The organism is Kineococcus glutinatus (genome assembly GCF_039542765.1).
Taxonomy (GTDB): domain Bacteria; phylum Actinomycetota; class Actinomycetes; order Actinomycetales; family Kineococcaceae; genus Kineococcus_A; species Kineococcus_A glutinatus.
This window is the reverse complement of record NZ_BAABIL010000305.1, coordinates 1-3,404: the sequence shown is the minus strand read 5'-3', so window position 1 is coordinate 3,404 and position 3,404 is coordinate 1. Positions and strand designations below refer to the sequence as shown.

The 3,404-nt window shown below is 77.4% G+C and carries 6 protein-coding genes; 4 read left to right on the top strand and 2 right to left on the bottom strand.

Translation table 11 applies throughout. The features are described 5' to 3' along the window. Positions 1 to 277 (bottom strand): XdhC family protein (locus tag ABEB16_RS11915; protein WP_345712466.1); only part of this gene is annotated, 277 nt, incomplete at its 3' end. 324 nt (positions 278 to 601) lie between these two features. On the opposite strand from ABEB16_RS11915, the gene uraD reads away from it, so the two are divergent. From uraD to ABEB16_RS11895, 4 genes are read left to right on the top strand one after another with little or no spacing between them, the layout of a single operon-like run. Further along, on the top strand, positions 602 to 1,201 hold the full coding sequence (gene uraD / locus ABEB16_RS11910) for a 2-oxo-4-hydroxy-4-carboxy-5-ureidoimidazoline decarboxylase (RefSeq protein ID WP_345712465.1): 600 nt from the start codon (positions 602 to 604) through the stop codon (positions 1,199 to 1,201). Continuing rightward, the gene (gene uraH / locus ABEB16_RS11905) at positions 1,198 to 1,521 is read left to right on the top strand and encodes a hydroxyisourate hydrolase (protein ID WP_345712464.1); all 324 of its coding nucleotides are present in this window, start codon (positions 1,198 to 1,200) and stop codon (positions 1,519 to 1,521) included. The genes uraD and uraH overlap by 4 nt, the downstream gene beginning before the upstream one ends. Positions 1,522 to 1,523: 2 nt before the next feature. Further along, positions 1,524 to 2,429: a factor-independent urate hydroxylase gene (gene pucL / locus ABEB16_RS11900; RefSeq protein ID WP_345712463.1), complete on the top strand. Its 906-nt coding sequence runs from the start codon at positions 1,524 to 1,526 to the stop codon at positions 2,427 to 2,429. Continuing rightward, a complete protein-coding gene (locus tag ABEB16_RS11895) occupies positions 2,426 to 2,947 on the top strand; it encodes a nucleoside deaminase (protein ID WP_425560174.1) in 522 nt (173 codons plus the stop codon). The genes pucL and ABEB16_RS11895 overlap by 4 nt, the downstream gene beginning before the upstream one ends. A 43-nt stretch (positions 2,948 to 2,990) precedes the next feature. Here ABEB16_RS11895 and ABEB16_RS11890 read toward each other — a convergent pair. After that, positions 2,991 to 3,404 (bottom strand): PucR family transcriptional regulator (locus tag ABEB16_RS11890; protein ID WP_345712462.1); only part of this gene is annotated, 414 nt, incomplete at its 5' end.

The following is a 3,404-nucleotide window of genomic DNA, read 5'->3' as shown; positions in this document are numbered from 1 at the left end:
AGCCACCGCACGTCGTGCCCACCGCCAGCGCGTCCTCGTCGGCCACCCCGTAGCGCTCCAGCCGCGGCACACCGCTGGCGAGGACCTCCAGCGCCACCTCGTGCACCGCGCCCTCCACGCACCCGCCGGAGAGGCTGCCGGCGACCTCCCCGCCGGCGGTGACGAGCATCGCGGTCCCCACGGGGCGCGGGGCGGAGCCGTCCGTCGCCACCACCGTCGCCAGCGCGCAGCCGGCGCCGGTGCTCGACCGCCGCAGCGTCTCGAGGTGTTCCCGCACCCCGGCCTCCCCTCGGGCGACGCTCCCGCCCCCCGCAGCCGCGCACGCCGCGCCGGGCCGTCGGGGGGCTGTCGCCGCGGACAGTCTCGGCCACCGCCGGAAACACGCGCCAGCGCGCGTGTTTCCGGCGGTGGCGCCCTCTGTGACGGCGGGGTTTCCCGGCGCCGGGCGGGGGCGGCCCCGTTGTGCGATCGGCCAACCCGACGCCCCCGCGGGGGCCGGATTCTGGACGCGCGGTGCACGCCGCGGCCCCCGGTCGGTGGACATGCTGGGCGCGGGCGGCGGAGGTGGTGGCCGCCGCGGTGCGGGTGGCGGAGGGAGCCGGTGGTGGAGCGGACGGACGCGGTGGGCGGGCCCGGCGCGGGCACCGGGGACGTGGCCGGGGAGGTGGCCGGGGAGGAGCTCGCCGGGCCGCGCGCCGCGGCCGGGGTCGCCGCCGTCGTCGCCCTGCCACCGCGCCGGGCCGTCGAACTCCTCCTCGGCTGCTGCGCCGCCCCCCGCTGGGCGCACCGCGTCGTCGCCCGCCGTCCCCACCGCACCCCGCAGGCGCTGCTGGCCGCGGTGGCCGAGGAGCTGCGGGCCGCGCCGGAGGCCGACGTCGACGCCGCGCTCGCCGCGCACCCCCGCATCGGGGAGCGCCCCGCCGGCGCCGACTCCCGCCGCGAGCAGGCCGGTGTCCTCACCGCCGGCGCCGACGTCCTCGCCGCCCTCGCCGAGGGCAACCGCGCCTACGAGGAGCGCTTCGGGCACGTCTACCTCGTCCGCGCCAGCGGCCGCAGCGCCGCGGAGCTGCTCGCGCTGCTGCGCGCCCGCCTCGGCAACGACCCCACCACCGAGCGCGCGGTGCTGCGCGGGGAACTCCTCGCGATCACCGTCCTGCGGTTGCGCCGCGCCCTCGACGAGCTCGCCGGGGTCGCCGCGTGACCCGGATCAGCACCCACGTCCTCGACGCCGTGAGCGGCACCCCGGCGGCCGGGCTGGCCGTCGCGCTGCGCGGGCCCGGCGGGGAGCTGATCGCCGAGGCCGTCACCGACGCCGACGGGCGGGTGGGCGCCCTCGTCGACGGCCCCCTGCCGGCGGGGGAGCACGTGCTGGGTTTCGCGACCGGCCCCTGGTTCGCCGAGCGCGGGCTCGAGGCGTTCTACCCCCGCGTCGACGTCGCCTTCACCGTCGCCGACCGGCCGCACCTGCACGTGCCGCTGCTGCTGTCCCCGTTCGCCTACTCCACCTACCGCGGGAGCTGAGCATGCCGATCACCCTCGCCGGCCACCAGTACGGCAAGGCCGAGAACCGCGTCGTGCGGATCCGCCGCGACCGCGCCCGCCACGAGATCCGCGACGTCAACGTCACCACCACCCTGCGCGGGGACTTCGCCGACGCCTACCTCACCGGCGACCAGTCGAAGGTGCTGCCGACCGACACCCAGAAGAACACCTGCTACGCCTACGCCGGGGAGAAGGGCCTGGACGCGATCGAGGACTACGGCCTGGCCCTCGCGCGGCACTTCGTCGACGACGTCGCCCCCGTCTCCGGGGCGCGCGTCGAGATCGAGGAGTACGCCTGGCAGCGCGTCGAGGTGGACGGCGCCGGCCACGACCACACCTGGGTGCGCGCCGGCGCCGAGGTGCGCACCGCGGCGGTCGTCGTCGAGGGCGAGGGCGAGCAGCAGCGCTCCTGGGTCGTCGGCGGCGTCAAGGAGCTCGTGGTGCTGAAGTCCACCGGCTCGGAGTTCTCCGGGTTCCTCGTCGACGGGTACACGACCCTGCAGCCCACCCGCGACCGGGTGATGGCGACGTCGCTGGTGGCGAACTGGCGGTTCACCGGGACGGACGTGGACTGGGACGCGACGTACACCGGCATCCGCGCGGTGCTGCTGCGGGAGTTCGCGACCGTGCACTCCCTCGCCCTGCAGCAGACGCTGTGGCACATGGGCCGCGCCGTCCTGGCGGAGTTCCCGCGCGTCGCGGAGATCCGCCTCGTGGCGCCGAACAAGCACCACCTCCCGGTGGACCTGTCGCCGTTCGGGCTGGACAACCACGGGGAGGTGTTCCACGCCGACGACCGGCCCTACGGGCTCATCCAGGCCGTCGTGGCGCGCGACGACGACCCGGGCGCCCCGCAGGCGTGGGCGTTCGGAGCGGGGCGGGCGTGAGCGCCGTGGTGCCCGCCGCGGGGTTGCCCGGTGCCGGGGGCGCGGGGTTCGCGGCCGACGCCGCGCACCTGGCGCGGGCGGTGGAGCTGGCCACCGCGAACGTCGCCGCCGGTGGCGGCCCGTTCGGCGCCGTCGTCCTCCTCGGCGGCGCGGAGGTGGGTGCGGGGCAGAACCGCGTCACCCGCGACAACGACCCCACCGCGCACGCCGAGGTCGTCGCGATCCGCGCGGCCTGCGCCGCGCTCGGCACGTTCTCCCTCGCCGGGGCGACCCTGTACTCCAGCTGCGAACCGTGCCCGATGTGCCTGACGGCGTCGCTGTGGGCGCGGGTGGCCCGGGTGGTGTACGCCGCCGACCGCCACGACGCCGCCCGCGGCGGGTTCGACGACCTCGCGTTCTACGAGATGCTGGCCTCGGACCGCTCGACGTGGTCGACGCCCGTGGAGCACCACGTCTCCGAGGCCGCCGCCCGGCCGTTCGACACGTGGCTGGCCTCGCGGACCCGCGTGGAGTACTGACGTGCGGAGTGCCGACGTGTGGGGTGCTGACGTGCCGGCGCCCTCACAGCAGCTGCAGCGCGACGTGCAGGTCCACGAGGTCGTCGAGGTCGCGGACGCTGCGGCCCAGCAGGTCCTCCAGGCGCGCCACCCGGTAGCGGACGGTGTTCTGGTGCAGGTGCAGCCGCTGCGCGGTGCGCGACCAGGAGCCGGAGCACTCCACGAACGCGCGCAGCGTGGCGAGCAGCTCGGCGTGGGCGGGGGAGCCGTCGAGCAGCGGGCCGAGGACGTCGGCGGCGAACGCCCGGCGCAGCTGCTCGGGGACCGCCCGCAGCAACCGCGCCACCGAGACCACGTCCTCGCTGGCGACGACGGCGAGGGCCTCGCCGCCCTCCCGGGCGAGCCCGCGGGCGTGCGAGGCCGCCCGCAGCGCGTCGGCCAGCGCGGGCAGCGGCGCCGGCGAGCTGGTGCCAACGCT